The 20,356-nt window shown below is 61.0% G+C and carries 15 protein-coding genes; 2 read left to right on the plus strand and 13 right to left on the minus strand.

Features of this window, described 5'->3' with window-relative positions; genetic code table 11:
* Positions 1–32: 32 nt before the first annotated feature.
* From AWB68_RS08080 to AWB68_RS08110, 7 genes are all read right to left on the minus strand, one after another.
* Positions 33–1,220: a porin gene (locus AWB68_RS08080; protein ID WP_087643852.1), complete on the minus strand. Its 1,188-nt coding sequence runs from the start codon at positions 1,218–1,220 to the stop codon at positions 33–35.
* A gap of 50 nt (positions 1,221–1,270) precedes the next feature.
* Complete coding sequence (locus tag AWB68_RS08085; RefSeq protein ID WP_087643834.1) at positions 1,271–3,682, minus strand: glycoside hydrolase family 31 protein; 2,412 nt, start codon at positions 3,680–3,682, stop codon at positions 1,271–1,273.
* 21 nt (positions 3,683–3,703) lie between these two features.
* Positions 3,704–4,999 (minus strand): MFS transporter, encoded by a 1,296-nt coding sequence (locus tag AWB68_RS08090; RefSeq protein ID WP_087643835.1) that lies wholly within the window; start codon positions 4,997–4,999, stop codon positions 3,704–3,706.
* A gap of 807 nt (positions 5,000–5,806) precedes the next feature.
* Positions 5,807–6,154, minus strand: coding sequence for a cupredoxin domain-containing protein (locus tag AWB68_RS08095; protein WP_087643836.1), 348 nt, complete (start codon positions 6,152–6,154; stop codon positions 5,807–5,809).
* A 46-nt stretch (positions 6,155–6,200) separates the two neighbouring features.
* Positions 6,201–7,145: a metallophosphoesterase family protein gene (locus AWB68_RS08100; RefSeq protein ID WP_087643837.1), complete on the minus strand. Its 945-nt coding sequence runs from the start codon at positions 7,143–7,145 to the stop codon at positions 6,201–6,203.
* Positions 7,146–7,340: 195 nt separating this feature from the next.
* Positions 7,341–7,661: a DUF4148 domain-containing protein gene (locus tag AWB68_RS08105; RefSeq protein ID WP_087643838.1), complete on the minus strand. Its 321-nt coding sequence runs from the start codon at positions 7,659–7,661 to the stop codon at positions 7,341–7,343.
* Positions 7,662–7,687: 26 nt separating this feature from the next.
* Positions 7,688–7,936, minus strand: a complete 249-nt coding sequence (locus AWB68_RS08110) for a DUF4148 domain-containing protein (RefSeq protein ID WP_087643839.1) — start codon at positions 7,934–7,936, stop codon at positions 7,688–7,690.
* A gap of 567 nt (positions 7,937–8,503) precedes the next feature.
* On the opposite strand from AWB68_RS08110, the gene AWB68_RS08115 reads away from it, so the two are divergent.
* Both AWB68_RS08115 and AWB68_RS08120 read left to right on the plus strand, forming a co-directional pair.
* Positions 8,504–9,043: a sigma-70 family RNA polymerase sigma factor gene (locus AWB68_RS08115; protein WP_087643840.1), complete on the plus strand. Its 540-nt coding sequence runs from the start codon at positions 8,504–8,506 to the stop codon at positions 9,041–9,043.
* On the plus strand, positions 9,043–9,828 hold the full coding sequence (locus AWB68_RS08120) for an anti-sigma factor family protein (protein ID WP_087643841.1): 786 nt from the start codon (positions 9,043–9,045) through the stop codon (positions 9,826–9,828). Before AWB68_RS08115 ends, AWB68_RS08120 begins: the two co-directional genes overlap by 1 nt.
* 430 nt (positions 9,829–10,258) lie before the next feature.
* Here AWB68_RS08120 and AWB68_RS08125 read toward each other — a convergent pair whose 3' ends face one another.
* From AWB68_RS08125 to AWB68_RS08150, 6 genes are all read right to left on the minus strand, one after another.
* Complete coding sequence (locus AWB68_RS08125; RefSeq protein WP_087643842.1) at positions 10,259–11,008, minus strand: carbon-nitrogen hydrolase family protein; 750 nt, start codon at positions 11,006–11,008, stop codon at positions 10,259–10,261.
* 52 nt (positions 11,009–11,060) lie between these two features.
* Positions 11,061–11,732 carry a 4'-phosphopantetheinyl transferase family protein gene (locus tag AWB68_RS08130; RefSeq protein WP_160109987.1) on the minus strand — a complete coding sequence of 224 codons (672 nt, stop codon included), beginning with the start codon at positions 11,730–11,732 and terminating at the stop codon, positions 11,061–11,063.
* 92 nt (positions 11,733–11,824) lie between these two features.
* Entirely contained in the window at positions 11,825–12,145 is a 321-nt protein-coding gene (locus tag AWB68_RS08135; RefSeq protein WP_160109988.1) for a branched-chain amino acid transport AzlD family protein, read from the minus strand.
* Between the two features lies 1 nt (position 12,146).
* On the minus strand, positions 12,147–12,926 hold the full coding sequence (locus tag AWB68_RS08140) for an AzlC family ABC transporter permease (protein ID WP_160109989.1): 780 nt from the start codon (positions 12,924–12,926) through the stop codon (positions 12,147–12,149).
* An 85-nt stretch (positions 12,927–13,011) separates the two neighbouring features.
* Positions 13,012–18,129 carry a non-ribosomal peptide synthetase gene (locus tag AWB68_RS08145; RefSeq protein ID WP_087643846.1) on the minus strand — a complete coding sequence of 1,706 codons (5,118 nt, stop codon included), beginning with the start codon at positions 18,127–18,129 and terminating at the stop codon, positions 13,012–13,014.
* Positions 18,130–18,148: 19 nt separating this feature from the next.
* Positions 18,149–20,257: a condensation domain-containing protein gene (locus AWB68_RS08150; RefSeq protein ID WP_087643847.1), complete on the minus strand. Its 2,109-nt coding sequence runs from the start codon at positions 20,255–20,257 to the stop codon at positions 18,149–18,151.
* Positions 20,258–20,356: the final 99 nt, after the last annotated feature.

Genomic DNA, 20,356 nt, shown 5'->3' on the forward strand with positions numbered 1-20,356 from the left:
GTTCATGCGGCGCAAAGCACAGGAGACAGAACTCAGAACGCGTGCCGGATCCCGACCATGCCGACGAATTGCGACGGTCCCGACGACGGCGAAGTATTCTGCGAGTCGCCCACGACGGCGACGGCGTCGACGATGCTCGTGGCGCCCGATCCCGCCGCGACGAGCGACTTGCCCTGCGCGTGCTGATACGCCTGGAGCGCATAGAGCGTCGTGCGCTTCGACAAGCTGTAGGTTTCTTCGAGCGACACCTGGTGGTAGCGGGCCGGATCGCTGATGCCATTCGCCTTGCTCGCCATCGTGTAGCTGTAGCCGGCCCCGACAATCACCGCAGGCGTGAAGCGGTACGTCGATATGACGCCGTAGGTATTGAACACGGCTTCGCCCGCGAACAGCGATCCCGAACCCGGCGCGTACTGCACATTCGAATAGTTGACGCCGACCATCAGGTTGTCGAAGTTGTAGCGCGCCGCCGTCGCGATCAGTTGAGCGCTGTGCGCGGACGCGTAGCCGTTGTTCACCGGCGAGTTGATGGCGAAGGTCCCGAGCGCCTGACTGGTCGCGATGTCCTTCAGCTTGACGTAGCCCGCGGCGACGGCAAACGCCTTGTAGTCATAGCGCAGGGCCGCGCTGAAGTTGCTGCCGTTCGTGACGCTTCCCGGTACGCCGCCCAGCGCGTATTGCGCGCTGAATTGCAGGCCCGCAAGGACCGGCGACGCGTAGGTCACCGAGTTGTTGAAGCGCAAGGTCGTATCGAGTGCGTCGAGGTCGCCCGGGTGCGCGCCCGTGGCGCCCGTCAGCACGCCGGTGGGACCGAGGCTGCCGACCATGTTGAAGTAGGGCGTGTACTGGCGGCCGAGCGTGACCGTGCCGTACGTATCGTTGTTCAAGCCGACATAAGCTTGCCGGTTGAAGATGAAGCCGGCACTGCTTTGCGCTCCCGTGAGGGAGTTGAATCCGCTTTCGAGACGGAAGATGGCCCGCGTGCCGCCACCGAGTTCTTCGGCGCCAAGCAACCCGAACTTGCTCGCTTGCAGATTGCCCTGGCTCAAGTAGAAGTTCGAATGTCCGCGCTGGTTGCTGACATAGGTGAAGGCATCGTCGACGACGCCGTACAGGCTCACGCTCGATTGCGCCATGACGCCCGACGACAGCGTCACGCCGCACAGCGGCACGAAGGAGAGGGCCAGAGTCCGTACGCGCGTCCGCCTATGTTTGTTCATCTTCCGCTTGTTCCGCTTGTTCATCAGGTATCGCCTTGAAATGTTGTTTGTCAGATGACCCGGACGGTCAGGTTGCGCCAGCCCGCCGACGTTTCGTCGCCCATCAGTTCCCCACCCGCGCACGCAACCGGACGCATGTCGCCAGCCGGGATCAGCAGCTTCACTTGCGATTGCGCGTCGGGCATCCGCCCCTCGCGCGTGACGGAAACCAGCAGGCTTTGCTCTGTCGTTTCGATGGAAACATTCCACCGGCCTTGCGCTCCGCTACGCCACGCTTCGCTTTCGCCGTCGTCCTCGACACAGCCGCCGCGCGCAACGCCCGGCGCGGTCAATGGCACGACGATGAATGCGCGCTCGTCGGCGGGTCGTCCGAAATGCTGTTCGGCCACATTGAGCGCAATCACGCTGCCTTCGCGAATCAACATGACGGGTTGCTCGAACGGCGCGGGCAAGCGGACCGTGCGGCCGCCGTCGAAAACTTTGCCGCTCCACCAGGAAACCCAGCGTTGCCCGGACGGAAGATAGACCTCGCGCGTGCTTTGCCCCGGTTCCACGACCGGCGCCACCAGCAGCGATGCGCCGAGCATCATGTCGTCGCCATCGGCGAGGCAGTTCGGATCGCCGGGAAACTCCGCGAACAACGGACGCAGGACCGGCTCATAGGCGCTGTGCGACTGCCACAGCAGCTCATAGAGGTAGGGAATCAGCCGGTAACGCAGCTTGATCAGATCGGCGACTTGACGCGTCAAGTCCGGGTACATCCATGGCTCGTTCACGCTGCCGTCGTCGTTCCATGAATGGATGCTGAAGCGCGGCAGGAAGATGCCGAATGCGACCCAGCGCGCGAACAGTTCAGGCTCCGGCGCGGGCCCCGAAAATCCGCCGATGTCGTGCCCCGAGTTCGATACGCCCGACATCGCGAGGCCCAGGCCCATCTTCAGGTTGAAGCGCAACGTTTCCCACGACGTGTAGTTGTCGCCCGACCACGTCTGCACATATCGATGCATGCCGACCCCGCCCGAGCGGGACACGAGGAACGGGCGCTTGTGGGGCGCGTGTTCGCGTTGCGCGTCGCGCGATGCCTGCATCATCAGTTGCGTTTGCAGCACCTTCGCCTGATGCGCCGGATACGGCTTGCCGAAGCCCTGCGCGATGGCATCCGGCGTCCAGATTTCGAACTCGTTGTTGTCGTTCCAGGTGGCCGCCACGCCATAGCGCAAGAGGCTTTCCTTGACGCGCGTCTTCCACCATTCGATCGTCGCGGGATTCGTGAAGTCGAGATACGCACCGACCTCGTCCCAGAACTGCACCCACGCCGGACTGCCGTCGCCCGCACGGACGAGGAGTCCGGCTTCATGGACTTCCTTGAACGCCGGATGGTCCTGCAGCAGACACGGCTTGATGTTCGCGCACAGCCGCACGCCATGTTCGAGGTAACTATTGACGAACGCATCGACGTCAGGGAATTTGTCGAGATTCCAGTTGAAGACATAACGCTTCGCGCCGATCGACGTATAGCCCGACGACAAGTGAAATGAGTCGCACAGGATGTCGTGCTCGCTGCATCGCTCGATGAATTCGCCCATGCGCTCCTGCGCATTGGGGGCGTCGGTGTAGCTCATCGTCGAGCCGGAGTAGCCGAGTCCCCACTTCGGCATCCATGCGGGGCGGCCCGTCAGCCACGTGAAGCGCTTGACGGCCGAGAGCGGCGTGCCGGGCGATGCGATGAAGTAGTAGTCGAGGTCGCCGTGTTCGGCGATGAAATGCCGGTACGCGCCGTGGTAGTTATCCAGTTCGCGGCCCATGTCGAAGCGGCAGTCGGCGAGGGTGTCGTAGAAGAGGCCGAAGCCGGTCGCCTTTTCCGGCTGCCATGTCACATAGAACGGGATGTGCTTGTAAAGGGGATCGGTCGTGCGCGCGTTGTAGCCCATCGCGTCGATGTTGCGCATCTCGTAGCTCTGGTTTGCGCGATCGAGCGAACCGGCACGCTCGCCAAGCCCGATAAACATTTCGCCGCGCTGGCGCTCGACATAGTGATAGACGCGCGAGTCCCACCAGCCGAAGTTGTACGCCTGCGTCTTGCGGTCGCTCAGCACGCGATGCCATGTGTCGCCGTGCAGCACCTCCCACGAGCAAAATCCGCCGTCGTGCTCGACGGTAAGACGTACGCAGGCCGTTTCGACGACAACGCGCTCCGCCGCGTTCGATAGCGTGTATTGCGTTTCACCGAAGCCGCTCATGTCGCGGCGGTCGCGGCCCTCGACTGCTGTGTCCTCCATCCCCGGCGCAATCGCCCAGGTGCGGGGACCGTGTAGTTCGCCGTCGGGAAGGACGAGCACGCGGACGATGTCGTCGGCGAGGACGAACAGTTCGATTCGGCATCCGGTGTCCGCCGTCAGTTCCAGGTGATTGCCGGCGTGGCCGGTAAGCGCGAAGCGGGGTCGAATGTTTAGAGAAGCCATGTCACACCTATTGACGTAGGGTTAAGCGGCGGTGCTCGTGCCGTGATTGCCCGGAAGTTGACGGGGTTCGTGCGTGTAGCCGCGCATCAGGATCATCAGCAGCGTGGCGCCGATCAGGTCGAATGCCCCCAGCGCGACGAACAGCGGCTTGTAGCCGATCGAATCCGCCAGCGCGCCGACGAGCAGCGAGAATCCCAGTCCGCCGATCCACGCCGCCATGCCGGCGAAACCGCTGGCCGTCCCGACTTCGCCGGATTCGAAGACATCCGCGCTCAGGGTGTTGACGAGTGCCGAGATCATCTGGTGAGCGAAGCCGCCGACGCAAAAGAGCGCGATGGCCTGATACGGCGAAGCGACGAATCCGATGCAGGCGGGGCCGATCATCATGAATGCGCCGAGCACTACACCGGCAATGCGCGACCAGATCAGCGGCACGCGCAGATACTTCATCAGGAACGGAGACAGGTATCCGCCGAACAGGCCGCCCAGGTCGGCCGCGAGGAACGGCAGCCACGCAAAAAGGGCGATCTCCTTGAGATCCATGTGGCGTTCGGTCGCGAGATAGAGCGGAATCCAGAAACTGAAGGTCTGCCAGGCCGGCTCTGCGAAGAAGCGCGCTTGAGCGATTGCCCAGAAGCGGCGCGTGCCGAGCACTTCGCGCACGCGGCGCTTGCCCTGCATGGCCGGCCCCACGACGCTCTGTCCGCTGAGGATCTTGTCGCGCTCCTTCTCGGAGATCTTTTTGTGATCCGCGGGCGAGCGATAGAACAGGTACCACATCGCAGCCCAGACGAAACCGAGCGCGCCGGTTGTCGCGAAAGCGATCTGCCAGCCATAGCGAAGCGAGATGAAGATGACGAGCGGCGGCGCGAGCAGCGAACCCAGCGACGTGCCCGCGTTGAAATAACCGACCGCGACGGACCTTTCCTTGTTCGGAAACCATTCGGCGACGACCTTCATGCCGGCCGGGATCGCGACTGCCTCGGACAGCCCCATCAATCCGCGTAACGCCGCGAGCGAAACCCAGCTCCCGGCGAAGCCGTGAAGGCAGCCCACCAGCGACCACAGGCAGGCGAATATCGCGAAGCCGATGCGAAGGCCGATGATGTCGATGATCAGGCCGCACACCGGTTGCATGATGGTGTAGCCGACCTGGAACGCTCCGACGACGTATGAGTACTGCTGCGTCGTCATATGGAGCATTGTCTTCAACTGCGGGGCCAGCACGCCGAGTGCGTTGCGCGAGAGGTAGTTGACGATCGTGCCGAGACACACGAGCGCGATGATCCACCAACGCAAGCCAACAATAGTTTTCAAGTTCGTCTCCTTCCTTTTTGTCTGTCGAAACACCGCATGCCGTTTGATCGTCGATGTTCGAATACGAACATTTTTTCTGCCGCTTCAAGGTAGGTCATCGTACCACTTGGCGTTGTGGTTTAAATAGGTAAAAACGCTATGAATGGGCCTGTTATAACCATTCTGAAGGGCTTCGGAAAATTTTGACGGCGAAGTGGCTGAGGTTGTCCTACGACATTCTTACGTCGTACAGGATACGAAGATGTTCGTTTAATGAGTGTTTTGTTCGATTTCGCATCGCCGAGGCGTGAGAAAGAACATGGACGCCGGCCAGGACGGAGCAGGGCAACGCTGACGAGGAATTAGGGTCGTTCGAGCGCTCGTGCATTTCCGCCATGACTGCCCGGCGTGAACGGCGAGATTCAATTGGAAGGGTTTGCCGTGGTGATGCCCGGCTCGTCCGTGAAAGAGGCATTGAAGTGGCGGAAATAATGCGTAGCGAGGTGCGAGGCATGCGCGTCGTCGCCTGCGGGTAGAGCGACGGCGAGTATCGGCTGCGCGGCTTGGGTTTCTGTCGAGGGAAAAAGAAGCGACCGACCTGCTCGCTGCGGCGGATGAACAACTGTAGGCCGCAAACTCGTCCGGCCGGAATCGGGCGAAGTCGTCGGGCTTGTCGGCCACGTCATCGTGGTCGGCGACGGATGATTGCGCTTATCTCGGCTTTCGTAACTGCGTCGGTCTGCGAGCGTCCCCGCCAGAGCCACGCGCCTGAACCGTCGGCTCAGGGGGCACGTTCGCTTCTGGCGGAGTCGATCGTCAAAGCACCGCTTACTGGACGGTGATCGTCTCCTTCATGTTCGGGTGTATGCCGCAGAAGATCCGGTAGACGCCGGGTTTGTCGAACTTGAACTTGAAGGTATCGTTCTGATCGAGTGCACTGGAGCGGAACAGGCCGGAGTCGTTGACTACCGTATGCGGTTCGCCGTCGAGATTTTTCCAGGTCACCGTCGAGCCGGCTTTCACCGTAAGCGACATCGGCTCGAACATGAAATTCTTCAATACGATGACATTGGGGTCCTCCGCTTGGGCGACGGAGACCATGCAAGTCGATGCGGCCACGAGCATCCCGACTCCGATGCGAAGCATGAGCGCGCGACGCGTTGTATTCGTAAGCATGATAGTGATCCAGGTGAGTAATCGGTGTCCGAGCGATGCTTGAGGTTCAGGCAAGCGTGGCATCGGCGAGCGTTGTCTTGAGCGGGTGGCGCATCACCTTGATGCTCGTCACGCCGAGCATTCCGGCAAGCTGATCGCGTGGCACGGTCAGTGGCCCGGGTCCGGGTCCGTTGCCGGCCGTCGGTTGCGGATAGGCGGTCGATCGCGCCGTATGGAACGTGATATTGCCTTCCACCTTCGACACGATCTGGTGGATATGCCCGTTCAGGACAGTGACCGAACCGAAGCGCGTCAGATTGCTCATCGCCTGGCCGGCATCTCCGGTGCCCCAACCCCACGGTTCGTAGATCGTCCACATCGGCATGTGCGCGAAGACGACGATCGGCGTGCTGGACGAGCGGCCCTTCAGATCGTCCTGCAGCCAGGCGAGCTGGTCGTCGCCCAGGCCGCCCAGGCCGTTCGGCTTGAAGTGCATCACGTTCACCAGGGCGACGAAGTGCACGCCGTTGTGGTCGAAGCTGTAATAGCCCTTGTTTTTCGAGGCTTGCCCGAAGCGGCTGAAATATTCTGTTCCGGGACCATCGGTCACGTCGTGTTCGCCGGGCACGGTATGCAGCTCGGTGATTTTCAGGCCGGACATCAACTGGGCCGCGTGGTCGAATTCCTCGGCCTTGGAAAGATGGGTGATGTCGCCGGTGTGAATCGTCAGCGCCGGCTTGACGGGCATGGCGTTGACGTAGTCGATGGTCTGCTTGAGCGTGGCCGAGACGTCGGGATTGGCTTCCTTGTTGAAGCCGATATGCGTATCGCTGATCTGCAGGAACAGGGGGACGCCCGAGCCCGCCGACACGCCTTTCTCCGACGCGGCAAGAGCCAGGTTCACTGGCGCAAGCACACCGCCGGACAAGACGAACAGCGTGCCCGCGCCACCGAAAGCGAGACATTTCAATGCGCCGCGGCGCGACGGATCGGACGGAAGATCTGATGACATATTGCCCTCACATGTGGTTTCAAGAGGTAGACGGCCGGACGACCCGACGAGCCTTTGGGCTGGGTTCAACAGCTAGACTGCCGGACCGTCCGCTTTATTCCCGCGTCATTTGCTGTCGCGAGTCGGGCGGCTGGCAATCGATTCGTCTGGCGCAATGCTCGTAACGCGGTTGCGTCGGCGTTGAGCCATGCTGGTCTAATGCGCAGCCTTGGCCGGCGATGTCGGATCAGTGCTGGCCAGCGCGTTCCTTTCCTCTTGATGCTTGACTTCCAGCCTGTGTTGCGCCGCCTGGAGGGCAGCGGGGTAATCGGGATCGTCGCCTGCAGCCGGGTTGTAACCGACCGACTCCAGTTCCTCGAGTTCATGCCGCACTTCCGCACGGGTAAGCGGATGCGTACCGGCGTCCAGGGACGTCTGCGCATAGGTCACGGCCGACGTCGCGATCAGCGCGGCACCGACGATGAGCGAACCGCACATGGACCGCACGGCCTTCCGATTCAACGAAGCTGATTTCATGTCAATACTCCTGGGGTTGAGGCTGCTTACCGGGTCGTACCATCGACCGTCGTCGCAGCGTTGTGTTGAGCAAGTTGCGCATGCTTCATGCGGCTTACCTGTGGCAAGTAGATTGGATTGACGTCGGGGTAGGACGTGTCGGTGATGTAGTTGAGCCCGGACTGTTGTGCCTCGATCAGTTCCTGATAGACCTCGGCCCGGGTCTTTCCCTGCGCGAACGCGCTCGACGACGCGAGCATGGCAAGAGAGATAGCAACCATGGTGACCTTCTTCATTTCCCACTCCTTAGCGTGTTGTGCGACTTGCCATGAGTAGACGCCGCGTTGCCAACCGTTATTCCCATGCGTTCAAAAATTTTTCGAACGCTGACGCAGTTGTCGAAGCTCTGACGCAGACCATCCTCAACGATCAGCGCAAGCTCTCGCGATCGGTTCGTCCGCACGTGGTATCGACAAGCCCTCAACCGGTGGTGCCATCCAATGCGCGCGGATCGCTTTGCGCTTACCGACGCTACAATGTCTTTGATTCGGTCAGACTCAAAAGCCGGTGTCGCCGATCAGTTGCAAGAAAGAGGAGTTCCCTGATCGAGTACTGGCCTGTTCCGCGTCGCGCGCTCAAGGCGCACACGGCGTGGACAGATTCAGGCAGCCGAACGAGAAGCGTCGATCGAGGACGTGCCTCATCGCGTTCTGGACGGAGTGCGCGGATCGAGTGACCGATGCCCGCCATTACCCGAGCAGCGCGGAATCTATTCCAGAGCGCTGTGCCGGGAATAAAACCGGCATACCGGCGGTCTTCCTATTGGGCGGTCATGGATTTCGAATACAGCGGGAATTTCAAAAATGGCCGACCCTAAGATCGCGCAGCGCTTCGAGAGACTGGTGTTACCTCATATGAATTCGGCTTTCAATGTCGCGCGCTGGCTCACGCGAAACGATCAGGACGCCCAGGACGTGGTCCAGGAGGCGTACCTGCGCGCGTTCCGGTTTTTCGATTCGTTTCGCGGCGAGGATGCGCGGGCGTGGCTCCTCGCCATCGTGCGCAACACCTTCTACACGTGGCATCAGCAGAACCGCGAGCACGCGAGCGAGACCACCCTCTTCGAAGAGGAGTTGCATAGTCATGAAATGAGTACCGCCGATCGGGACGATAGTCCGGAAGCGATGCTGGTACGCGCCGAAAACCTGCAACAGGTGCACAAGGCCCTGCGAAGCCTGGGACTGGAATACCGGGAGGTCATCGTGCTGCGGGAACTGGAAGAGCTGTCTTACAAGGAAATAGCCAGCATCGTCGGCATACCGATCGGCACGGTCATGTCGCGTCTCGCTCGCGGTCGCCAGCAACTCGCGGCAATCCTTGCGCCGACGAACCGGGGGAAGTGATGGACCACGAACAAGCATTTGAACTGTTGCCGGGCTATCTCGACCAGGAGTTGAGCGTGTCGGAGGCCCTCGAATTCGAGCGTCATCTGGCGAGCTGTGAAGATTGCCAGCAAGCGTATGCGATGCATCGCGAGGTGAGTTCTCAACTGAAGCAGGCGGGGTTGCGCGTGGAGGCGCCGAAGGAACTGGTCGCGAAGATCAAGGCGGCGCTGCCGGGCAGGCGCTCGCCGTGGGAAAGATTCACTGAGGGCTTGCAGAACTGGTTCGGTGGTGGATCGCGGACGTGGGCGCCGGTCGGCGCGATGGCAATGAGCGTGATCGCCTTGAGCTGGAGCGTGGTGCTCTATCTCGGTGTACCGACGAGCGAGCAGCGGCTTACGCAAGAAGTCGTGGACGATCATATCCGCTCGCTGCAGTTCAACCATATCTCCGACGTGATTTCAACCGACAAGCATACGGTTAAGCCCTGGTTCAACGGCAAGCTGGACTTTGCGCCTCCGGTGATCGATCTGGCGCAGCAGGGATATCCGCTGGTCGGTGGGCGCCTTGATTACCTGAATGGACGCCCGGTGGCGGTGATGGTTTATCGCTACAAGCTGCATCCGCTCAATCTCTATGTGTGGCCGGGTAACGACGCGGGCGCGGTGCCTCGCATACAGGCGCATCAGGGCTACCATCTGGCCCACTGGAGCGCTGCGGGGATGAACTATTGGGCGATCACCGATGCCGGCGATAATGAGTTGAACAACTTCGTCGTGGAACTGCGTGCGCATTCGGCGTCGTGACCAGCAGAGGAGGCAGCGTTAGGCCGACTGCTGCTGGTCGTTTCAGTGTTAGCGAAGATCGAATGTCGCCACGAGCGGCCTCGATTTGCAGACCGCAACGCGTTTCGCAGTTCGCCAAGGCCACTGCTTTTGACCCAATGTGCGCGAAAGCGCCCATCCTCGTTGGGCCGACAGTTGGGGGCGCTGCCCGGGTGCGCGCTTATGACGGAATAATGTCCGCGTCGGCGTGTGCACATCGCAGCTATGCACTCGTTCCGACGAACACGCCTCGCGATGTGCAGGCATGGTCGCTATGGCGCGGGTTTCACCGACCATGCATTTCAGCGCGTTAGGTGTCGGGTGAGAGGCCTGCTGTACTTCAGGTTACGCAGATTATGGGTTACACCGCGACTCAGAGCCGCGTTGAGCGGGACAGGGCCATACATGATGTCTAGTCCAATGTCACGACATGGCCGTTCCAACCGGCGCCCGACCGACTCGCCATCACCAAGGCTTCACCCGCGCCCTTTGCGGCGATCACGCGACGACCGTCCTCGGCCCAGAATGCGCTCTTGCCGATCGGCGACCATCCCCCCGTTTCTCCACCATGGTTCGCCATCAAAACGGCAAAGCGGTGTTGCATAGCATATCCTTCAAGCAAGGCGGTGTCCGCGACGTAACCGTTGGCGGTGATTAGCGCGCCCGCGGCATACAGGCTCGAGCCGCTCGTGGCTGCCTGTTCCGCATGCTCTGGATGACCCGTGTCCGCGCAGATCGCGAGGGCGATGGTCGTACCGTCGACAGAGATCGGCTTCCCGCCCGTCCCTGGAGCAAAGACCAAATCCTCGCCCGGATGCAGATATTGCTTCGTATAAGTGGACACCTTCCCGTCCGGGGTGAAGGTTAAAGCACCGATCCGCACGACATCGTCGTATCGCAACGGGGCGCCGACGACGGCGGTCAGCCCGTTTCGGACGCACTCATCCCTAAGCGGTACGAGACGCGAATCGTCGCCGTGGATTGCCAACTCCTTTGCGAGTGCTCTTTCGTACCCGGTCAATGAAAGCTCGGGAAAGACAACGAAGCGTGCGTTTCCCGCAGCGGCTTCGCGTAGAAATATCAGATGCCGATCGACGTTCTTCCGCAGGTTGCCGGCAACCGAAACGGACTGGGCTGCCGCTACGATAAAAGGTGCTGACATAGCGAGCTTCTCGTAAGTTGGATTGGATACGACGCCACGGAAAACACAGCGATTACCTGGCGATTTCCACCAGCCTGACATGGCCGTCGCCGACCGCGCAACCCGAAATTCGGCGTGCGGGATCACTCCACTCCAGAAACTTCCATGGGCCGCTGCTCACGCGGCGGCACCAACGGCGAGCGGTGGACTCAGATAACGGCAAATCAGACAGATCGACTGTCGAAAGCGTGTCGAGCGTAAGCGCGCCGAATTTGACCAGCGATTCCTTGCGCACCCAGAATCGCAGGAACGCCAACTGGTCAGGCTCCAAGCCATCCGATGAAACATCGGCCGCGCACGCATTCAGCAGTTCACGTTCGGCATCGGTCAGGACACGACCCAACTCACCATGGCTCACCGGAACATTGCTCCATTGCTCGATGTCCACGCCGATTGGGCCGCGGTTGCACGCCGCCGCAGCCACGCCGTTCGTATGACTCAGGCTGACGTGCAGATTCGGGTGACTACGCAGATGCGGACGACCATGCGGACCGCCGCACCGGTCGCAGTGCTGCTCCACGACGAACGTGCTCGCGCTTGCACCGGTCAGCATCGCGGCAGCCCGCCGCACGAGGAGATGCCCGGCCAGAAAATCGCGCTTGTCGTCGTGGTTGCGAAACGCTCGTGCACGGTCGCGCTCGATATCGGTGAGCGTCGTCAATTCATCGTCGTCCGTCGTCTCCATGACACGCTCACTTAGACCGACCAGGACAATCCCTTCCGACTGTTGCGCAGAACCGACGAGTTCAGATAAAGACGCTTGCGACACTGGGGTCGTCATCGCACAAATGCATGCCATGCGTAGAACACCGCAACCCCGACAAAGCAGGATAGCAGCATCCGTTTCGAGATCAGCGCGATGATAAGTACCGCACAGCCGCCGAAGATATAGGCGTTATGCATGCTCAAGTCGATTCGGTCACCGGACGGCATCAGCAGTGACGGTGCGACGATCGCCGCCAGTACGGTCGTTGGAACGAAGCGCAGGACGCTCTGGGCCCACGCAGGCGGTTCAAGCTCACCCCACAGCACTAAGGGCAGATATCGAGGCAAGAATGCGGCCAATCCCACGCCGATGAAAACTAGATAGATGGACATGTCAGACTCCTTGTCGCCCCGACAATTGAGGTTTCTGAAGGGCATCGCAAGCAATCCCAGCGAATGCACCGATCAGTGCCGCAAGGATGAGACCCAGGTTGTACGGCAGAGGGTTCGCGATCACGCCCACCGCAGCAGCGAACAACGCCGCCACGCAGTATCTCCAATTGGTCAGGGCACCGGCCAGCATCGCGGCGAACACGGCGGTCATCGGGAAATCAAGGCCGTAAATCAGCCCCTTCGGCAATGAGGCACCGACTGCAATACCGATCACCGTAGCGACCATCCAGTTGATGTACATTGCGGCCGCAGCGCCCAGATAGAACCACTGCCACCCTGCACGCGTGCGCTCCTCGCCCTTGAGGCGCTCGATCACGACGAAAAAAACCGCGTCGATCAGAAAAAAACCGAGAACGGCTCGCCATGGCGGCGACAACGGCCTGGTATGGGGTCTCAGCATCACGCCATACATCAGGAGCCGCAAGCTCAGGATCAAGACCGTGACGACGATCGCCGTGCCGCTCGCGCGCTCCTGCAACAGCCTGATCGCGACAAACTGGGCCGTTCCCGAGTTGGCGATCATCGCCAGCGCCAACGTTTTGAAGCCGCCTAGACCGCTCGTCACGCCCAGTACACCGCCGATCAGTCCCATCGGAAACGCGGAGACCAGAAAGGACGTCATCCCGCGCATTCCGCTCAGCGCCATTGCCAGGCGGAAGCCGGGCTGCTCATGCTCAATTTCCGCTGTGTATTGATCTTGCTTGTTGCCTTTTGAGTGCACGGCTTGTTTCTCATTTGCTGTATGGAAGGAAGTGGGAATCCCACTCGACCTTATTTCGCCATCGGGATCCCCTCCTGCGAGCCGCTTATCTGCGTTGCGTCCCGTCAAGCGTCGTGCAGCGTCGACTTGCGGCCCGCTCGACGATGATTTCGGCAACCTCAAGCGGCTTGGTACGACAGAAGAAATGCCCTCCGTCATTCAGTTCAAGCAGTTCGACGTTGTCGCTAAATGCGTTCCAGCGCAGATAGTTCGTTGCATACGCAGGGGTGAAGGCATCGTCCGATGTCACCACGACACTGAGCTGCGCATTGAGTCTCATGCCATGCCAGATTTTCGGCGCGTTCATGAAATAGCGATGAGAACACAAGGCATCGTGCCTGAAGGCTCGCGCGAGCGTCGTCATCATTTCGGTTGTCGCGTCACGGAGTTCCGTGTAACCCGTTTCGCGGGCAAGGATCTCTGTAACGTGCGCATCGGTCAAGTTCGATATTTGATCGATTAGCCGGGCGGTTTCGTCCGGCTGCCCGTAGAGCTTGCCGCCGATGAATACGTGTTCGACCTCTCGTCCGTGGAACTGGAGGCCCCGTGCCGTCTCCAGCGTCAAAGCGGCGCCGGCACAGTGTCCCCAGAACACCAGGCGCTGGCCGGGGTAACCCTTGAGCAGTTCTGCCTGGAGCCACTTCGCCAGTTCGGGGACATCCGTTAGATCACCATCTCGCGTCGAACCGTCGCGTCCTGGCAGGTCAACCGCCAGCACCTTGAGCTCTGGCTCTCGCTCGGCCAGCACCCTGGCAAGCGGTCCATAGTTGATTCCATGGCCACCGGCATACGGAAAGCACACTAGCGTCACACCGCCTTCGGCCGTGCGCTGCACCTCGGGCGACAGGTCAAGTAGCAGGTCCCGGGCGGCGGCGCGGGATGCCTCGAGCCGGCCGGCGAGCGGTCGCAGCGTCGAATTCCGCATGAAGTCACCAAGGGATATCTGGCGCTGCAGCATGATCACCGCGCGCATTGCACCGAGTGAGTTGCCGCCAAGGTCAAAGAAGTTGTCTTCCGCACCGATCTCCGCCTCTGGGATGTCGAGTATCTTTGACCACACGTCTGCGATCTGACGCTCAGCATCGGAAGCGAGCGCCGCATGTGCTGTCGTCGATCCTGCCGTCGTGCGGTCGGGTGCGCATTTCGCATTGAACGTCTGCGTCGGCGGCCGCCCTTTCTTCACCTCCAAACTGATCCGCTTCGCGTCTGCGAGCAGCGGATCCTCAAGGAGCGGCGCATCGGCCGATTGCACCATCAGCTCAAAAATACGGCGGTAGTAGCCGGCGAATGCCGCGACTTGGTCGGTGGTGAAAACATGGGCGTGGTAATGCAGGCTCAGTCTTACTTCGTCGGTGTAGAAATGCCGTGAAAACTCGGCGCGTAGTGTGAATTCTGTTTCGGAATTCGCGCGGATGTCGAGAAGCTCGAACTCTGGTAATTCGCGAAGAGCCTTCAGCCGATAAAAGTGCGTATAGTTGAACGCGGTCTCGAACAGTGCCGCCTGGGTTCCCAGATCATTTTTGATCTGCGCCATCGGATAGCGACGGTGCGGCAACAAGGCGATCTCCGCTTGGTAGACCGCCTCGATCAGCGCTTGCCACGAAGCTGCTTCGGCGACGTTCACCCTGAACGGGATTGTATTCAGAAACAGCGCGATTGCTTCGGTCGCTCCCTCGAGTTCGGGGCGACCGCTATGCTCATAGCCAGCAATCACGTCGTCGACCGCCGACGCGACGCTCAGGAACATCATGTCGGCTGCCAGCAGGATCGACTTGAGGGGTACCGCCAGGCGATCCGCGAGCGCCAGCAACGCGTCGGACAGCGGCTTCGAGATATCGACGTCGTGGAAGACGACGTCGAGCTTCGAGGCTTCACTTTCCGCTTGCCAGCGGGAGAGTTCCGTATGAGTGCCGTTCTCCATCAGGCCGGACCAGAACGCGCGGTCGCGCTCGGATTCGATCGACGCCTTCTCGAGCAGAACGTAATCGCGTAGGTAATTGCGAAAGCCAGTATCTCCGTCGAGCGTCTCACCGCGCATTAGCCGGTAATACATGTCGAACAGTTGCGAATGGACCAGCGTGATGCTCCAGCCGTCCAGCGCCGAATTGTGCTGGTCGAGCGTGTAGTGGAAAAGATCGTCGCGCAATACGTGTACGTGCAATCTGACGAGACCGCCGTTTTCCCAGTCGAAGCGGCGTTGCCGCTCACGCTCCGCCCAGCCGGACAGCCATGCTTCCTGATCGGCCTCATCCATGTGACGCAAATCCACGATCTCGAGAGGTAACGGCAACTCAGCATGAACCTGTTGGACGTACTCGGAATAGCCTCGCAGGTGATAGCTTGTGCGGAAGATCGCATGACGGCTCACCAGATGGCGGAATGCCTCCACAAATGGCGCTTCTTCGAAACGGCTCTGAATCACATAAGTCAGGATGTCGTGATATTGCGCGGTGCCGAACGTCAGTTCATTCTGAAAAATCAGGCCAGCCTGCAGCATCGTCATCGGATACGCATCGACTACGCCCGCAGGCACCCGCGCACGATCCTCGATGCTCAGCAATGCAAAAGGCTGAATCTCGAGCCCGCCCTGCGCGGGCGCCTCCTGTACCGCGATCGCGGCGGAAAGGCTCGCCACCGTGGGGTGCGCGAACAAGTCCTGAAACGAAAACACCAGCCCAAGTGCCTTTGCCTGCGCGAGTACTGTCACGAAGTGAATCGACGTCCCGCCGGACGCGAAGAAATTGTCATAGCGACCGACGCCCGGCACACCAAGGACTCGTTGCCAGATCGCGGCAAGTTCGATCTCGACCGGCGACACCGGCGCCTCGAAGTGTGTGGTGGCGCCACCCTGTTCGGGAAGCGGTAGTGCCTTGCGATCCAGCTTGCCGCTGGGCGTTAGCGGAAATTGCGTGAGCGTGACCAGACGCGCGGGGATCATATATTCAGGAAGCTTGTTAGCCAAGTGGCGACGCAGCGCGTCTTCGTCAACCGCCCCGGGCGCTTGGACATAAGCATGCAAAACCGCGTCGATACCACGGTTACGTACGATCACCGCTGCGTCCGAGACGCCAGAGTAGCCGCGCAGTTGATGCTCGATCTCCGCGAGTTCGATCCGATAACCGCGGAGCTTGACCTGCTGGTCGATACGTCCGAGGTACTCGACCTCTCCGTTCGGCAACCAGCGGGCCAGATCGCCGGTGCGATAGATGCGATCTTCGCCCTCGAACGGGTGGTCGATAAAACGCTCCCGCGTGAGTTCCGGACGTCGATGATAGCTGCGCGCCAGCCCGACGCCGGCGATGCAGAGTTCGCCGGCCACGCCGACCGGCTGGGGCCGGAGATCCTCGTTGACAACGTACAGCCGGATATTGTCGATCGGGCGGCCGATAGGCACACCACGCGCTTCGTCCTGGTTGACACACTCGTGATACGACACGTCAACTGTCGCCTCAGTCGGACCATACAGGTTGATGAGGCGTACACCATGCGGTCGCCCGAGCAAATGCCTGAAGCGTTCGACCTGATCCGTGCGCAGTGCCTCGCCGCTCGCGAATACCTGACGCAAACTCGCGAGCCGCGCAATCGAGCCAGTAGTCTCGACGTAATCGAGGAAGGCCTGCAACATCGACGGCACGAAATGTAGCGTGGTCACGCGGTGCTTTTCGATCGTGTCGATCATCGCTTCCGGGTTTTTTTCCGCGCCAGGCTCGAGCAGACACACCGACGCGCCAACGAACGACCACCAGAACAGTTCCCAGACAGACACGTCAAACGCAATTGTCGTCTTCTGCAAAATCACGTCGTCTGGGCCGATCGGAAACGCCTTCTGCATCCAATCGATCCGGTTGAATACGGAGTGGTGCTCGATCAGTGCGGCCTTCGGCAGTCCAGTTGAGCCGGACGTGTAGATGGCGTACGCCAAGTCGCGCGCATCGCCCGTTCCTGTCGGCGCATCGCTGCGTTCCGAGTAGGCGTCCGCGGAGTCCAGGTCGATGACCGAACACACTTTTCCGCCACTACTCGTGTCTACTCGATCCCGGAATTTGCTCTGCGTCAGCAGGACGGTCGCCTCGCTGTCGGCAAGCATGAGGTCGATGCGCGCGCCCGGCAGGGAGGGATCAATCGGCAGGTACGCCGCTCCAGCCTTCAGAATGCCGAAGATTCCCACCATCATCTCCTGCGACCGTTCGACCATCACGGCCACCAGTTGGTCCCGCTTTACCCCTTTCGCGCGAAGGGTGTGCGCGAGCTGGTTCGAACGGCGATTGAGCTCGCGATAACTGAGCCGATGACTGCCTTGTACGATGGCGACCGAGTCGCCAAGCGTCGCTGCGTGCGACGCGAGCAAATCGGCAAGACGAATGTCGTTGCGATACGCACATGCCGTGTCGTTCGCGCGCGCCAGGATCAAGCTATCTTCGTTCCCCATTAGAGCCATGTCGCCGATTGGCCGGTCCGGACACCGGACGCCCTCGCCAAGCGCGCGTTCAATCAAGGTTCCGAGTCGCGCGATCGTGTCGGACGTATATCGCGTCGTATCGAAGCGCAGACTCAGCTTCAGTCCCTCCGGGTTGCGGATCAATTGAACGACGACAAGAAGGCCGCTACGGTCCACGAGCGTCGACACTCTCGCCTGTTCGACCTCGACGGCAACGTCGAACAGCGGGTGCCTGTCTCCGGATCGCTCCATCGCGAGTTGTTGGGAAAGCACTTCAAATGGATAACCTTGATGTGCAAGTCCTGCCAAGTACCGCTCCCGGGTGGCCGCGAGCAGTTCGCGGAACGTCCGCCGGCCCGCAACGTCCAGCCGAAGCGGCAACGCTTCGTCGTACGTGGTCGGAGCCGATTTCCGCTCCGTGGCTGGATAGCCGATCACCACGTCGACATTGCGCGTCAGCCGGCCGAGCACTGCGCCCGTCGTCGCGGCGATGAAAACTTCGAGCGCCGCCGGATTGTCGTGCGTAATCGCCGATAGCTTGTCCGCAGTTTGCGGATGAATCGCCACCGAGCAATGACCAGACGCGCGATTTTCTGGCCCCGGGTAGTCCGCGAGCGGAGATGCCGGCACCCAGTCGCCAGCGAGCTGGTCTTGCCAGAACGCCGCTTCGCGCTGACGGCGCGCGGCGAGAGATTTGAGGCGCCCCATGGATTCGATCGATTGCATGCGCGTGTTCCAGACGGAATTAGAAAGAGAAAGCGACGTCGGGCAGGTTTGCCAGCGTGCCGCGATCCTCGAGGCATTGCGCTATTGCGCCTGCTGGCGTTGAAATCATCGTATCGAGCACGCCGAGGTATTCCTCGGCAAATCCCTCGACGGTGGATCGGTCGAACACATCGCGCGCGAACCCCCACGTTGCGAGCAATCCCTTCGGTCCGCACTCGATCTGTAGATTCAGATCGAACAGGGTGGCTTCGGTAGCGGCCGGCACCCAATGGACAGTCCCGCCCAGCGCGGACATTCCTGTCAATCCGGTCTCCTGAAACGCGAACATCGTGTCGAAGATCGGATGGCGGCGATAATCCGGCGTGGGCACCAGTTCGCGGACCAGTTCGTCGAACGGATAGTCCTGATGCTCGGACGCGGCCACTGACCTCGCGGCCGCGTGGCGAATGACCTGTTCAAACGTATCGTCGGCGCTTAGCTCGAAGCGCAGGCAAACCGTATTCACGCAAATGCCGAATACGTGATCGCTGCCGGGAGCCTGCCGACCGAGAAACGGTACGCCGATGACCATATCCCGGCTGGCGGTCGAACGCGAAAGCCAGATTACGTAGGCGGCGATCAATCCCTGGAACAGGGTTGCATCAAGGCCGCGCACCAGCGCGCTCAACGCGGCGGCCCGTTCGGCACCGATCTCGAATAAGACATGTCCGCCACGGTCCGCGCGCGGACCCTCGCGCGACCTATCGGTCGGCAACGCAATCGCCGGCGCAAGCGGTTGCAGTGCATCGAGCCAGAATGCACGCTGTTGCTCCTTGCGTGCGCCGGACAGCGAACCAGCGAGCCATTCGACATAGTCGGCATACGATAGCGCCGGCTTTTCGAGCTGCATCCCACGGTAAATGCGGTCCCATTCGTCAAACAGATTCCGCAGTGCATGTCCGTCGCACAGGATGTGGTGAATATCGAACAGGAGACGGGGCCGTTCGCCATCCACCAGCACGGCGCGCCACAAGGGGGCGACGCCAGGATCGAATGGCCGGACATGCGCAGAAAGGTTCGTGGCCGGATCGCGGGACACTTCGATGCCGATCGGCAATTCATGACCAACGCGCTGCATGACCATGCCGTCCGCGACGTCGAATGACGCGGCAAGCATCGGATGGCGGGCGACGAGTTGCGCGAGCGCGTCGCGCAGCCGCGTGAGATCCGGTGCCTTTTCGAACTCGACCACCATTGGCAGGTTATATGCGGTCGAGGCGGGGCTCTTGAGCTGTTCCACATAAAGACTGCGCTGCTGAGGCGACGCAGGGCGATCGGTGAGCGGCAGCGCGTTCGCGCCTGGACCGCCCTTTGGAGGCAATGCGTGACGCAGCGTTTCGGCGAGAGTCGCGAGAGACGGCGCGGCAAGGATCATGCTCGCGCTGCAGCGTCGCCGCAGGACGGTCTCGATGCGCCAGGCGAGACGAGCCGCGGCCAGCGAGCTACCCCCCAGCCCGATAAAGCTCCCGCCAGGCGCCACTTTCGATAGACCGAGCGTTTCCGCGACAAGGATCGCCAGCGCCTCACCAATATCCCGCGGCAAAGACATGTCTGTACCGTGGGCAGTAGGACCATCCGCCGCCGCGAGCGCTGCGCGATCGACCTTGCCGTTAGGCGTGACGGGAAAAACGTCAAGGCATTCGAACCGCACCGGCACAAACGCTGCCGGCAATTGGGCTCGAAGCCAGGCGCGTAACGCATCGTCATCGAAAGCGCGGTCGACGAGCAGATACGCGATCAACGCAGGTTCGCCGACCGCATCGGTGCGCGGCAAAACGACGGCGCCGCTAACCGCGGGATATTGGACCAGCAAGCTCTCGATCTCGCCCAACTCGACCCGGTGGCCGCGAATCTTGACTTGATGATCGCGACGGCCGTGAAAGTAAAGCATCTGGTCGCGTCCCACGCATGCGTAATCGCCGGTTCGATACAGGCGCTCGCCCGGTTCATACGGATGCGCGACGAACGCGGCTTCGGTCAATGCCGGGCGCTGGAAATAGCCGAGCCCTAAACCGTCGCCCCCGACGTAAAGCTCGCCGATAATACCGTCCGGCAGTATCCGGCGATGCGCATTTACTGACGAGTGCATCAAATAGTGCCCTCTTCCTCAGGCGGCGTAGCGGACATGCTTTTCCTTGAAGAGATTGCGAATCACGTGAGGCTCCTTCTGCCGACGATGCAGATGACG

The sequence above is a fragment of the Caballeronia choica genome (assembly GCF_001544535.1).
Classification (GTDB): domain Bacteria; phylum Pseudomonadota; class Gammaproteobacteria; order Burkholderiales; family Burkholderiaceae; genus Caballeronia; species Caballeronia choica.

What these genes read in the sequence shown, in the direction of transcription:
- AWB68_RS08080 (WP_087643852.1), bottom strand. Translation starts at nt 1,220, where the DNA reads ATGAACAAACATAGGCGGACGCGCGTACGGACTCTGGCCCTCTCCTTC.
- AWB68_RS08085 (WP_087643834.1), bottom strand. Translation starts at nt 3,682, where the DNA reads ATGGCTTCTCTAAACATTCGACCCCGCTTCGCGCTTACCGGCCACGCC.
- AWB68_RS08095 (WP_087643836.1), bottom strand. Translation starts at nt 6,154, where the DNA reads ATGCTTACGAATACAACGCGTCGCGCGCTCATGCTTCGCATCGGAGTC.
- AWB68_RS08100 (WP_087643837.1), bottom strand. Translation starts at nt 7,145, where the DNA reads ATGTCATCAGATCTTCCGTCCGATCCGTCGCGCCGCGGCGCATTGAAA.
- AWB68_RS08105 (WP_087643838.1), bottom strand. Translation starts at nt 7,661, where the DNA reads ATGAAATCAGCTTCGTTGAATCGGAAGGCCGTGCGGTCCATGTGCGGT.
- AWB68_RS08110 (WP_087643839.1), bottom strand. Translation starts at nt 7,936, where the DNA reads ATGAAGAAGGTCACCATGGTTGCTATCTCTCTTGCCATGCTCGCGTCG.
- AWB68_RS08115 (WP_087643840.1), top strand. Translation starts at nt 8,504, where the DNA reads ATGGCCGACCCTAAGATCGCGCAGCGCTTCGAGAGACTGGTGTTACCT.
- AWB68_RS08120 (WP_087643841.1), top strand. Translation starts at nt 9,043, where the DNA reads ATGGACCACGAACAAGCATTTGAACTGTTGCCGGGCTATCTCGACCAG.
- AWB68_RS08125 (WP_087643842.1), bottom strand. Translation starts at nt 11,008, where the DNA reads ATGTCAGCACCTTTTATCGTAGCGGCAGCCCAGTCCGTTTCGGTTGCC.
- AWB68_RS08130 (WP_160109987.1), bottom strand. Translation starts at nt 11,732, where the DNA reads ATGGAGACGACGGACGACGATGAATTGACGACGCTCACCGATATCGAG.
- AWB68_RS08135 (WP_160109988.1), bottom strand. Translation starts at nt 12,145, where the DNA reads ATGTCCATCTATCTAGTTTTCATCGGCGTGGGATTGGCCGCATTCTTG.
- AWB68_RS08145 (WP_087643846.1), bottom strand. Translation starts at nt 18,129, where the DNA reads ATGCAATCGATCGAATCCATGGGGCGCCTCAAATCTCTCGCCGCGCGC.
- AWB68_RS08150 (WP_087643847.1), bottom strand. Translation starts at nt 20,257, where the DNA reads ATGCACTCGTCAGTAAATGCGCATCGCCGGATACTGCCGGACGGTATT.